The sequence below is a fragment of the Candidatus Hakubella thermalkaliphila genome (assembly GCF_013281975.1).
Taxonomy (GTDB): Bacteria; Actinomycetota; Humimicrobiia; order Hakubellales; family Hakubellaceae; genus Hakubella; species Hakubella thermalkaliphila.
Genome location: NZ_BLRZ01000449.1, coordinates 1 through 587, shown reverse-complemented (window position 1 = coordinate 587; position 587 = coordinate 1). Strand labels below are relative to the sequence as shown.

Here is a 587-nt window from a genome sequence, read left to right as displayed (position 1 = left end):
GGGCGACTGGGCAGCGCGGCCGTACCGGGGCCCGGCACTGGCAACTGCCGCGCCGATGGAACGCTGCGCATGAAGATTTTACCGCGAAGCACGAACGCAAGCGCCGCGTGTTCTGTGCCTCTTTGGCGGACGTGTTTGACAACCGCGCAGACCCCGCGTGGCTGGCTGATCTGTGGGCGCTGATACGCGAGACGCCACAGCTCGATTGGCTGATTCTGACCAAGCGCATCGGCAACGTAGCCAACATGCTACCTGCTGACTGGGGCAGCGGATACTCCAATGTATGGTTGGGCATCAGCGTGGTGAACCAGGACGAGGCCGACAGGGACATCCCTAAGTTGATCGAGACGCCGGCGGCAGGGCGATGGGTAAGCGCAGAGCCGCTGCTTGGTCAGGTTGATCTGTCGTTTCATATCGGCCTCGCGCTGAATCACGATGATTTACGCGGGAGGCTCAACTGGGTAGTGGTTGGCGGCGAGTCAGGCCCACATGCACGTCCAATGAGTCCTGACTGGGCGGCATTTTGTTCTATAGTCCTGTCCTGTTCCTTGATCGTCACCACCAGCGGGTGCAATTCTGACAGCGGA

The 587-nt window shown here is 60.8% G+C and carries 1 protein-coding gene; it reads left to right on the top strand.

From position 1 onward, the window contains the following. On the top strand, positions 1-587 hold a 587-nt coding region (locus HW443_RS12655), incomplete at both ends, for a DUF5131 family protein (protein ID WP_176238381.1).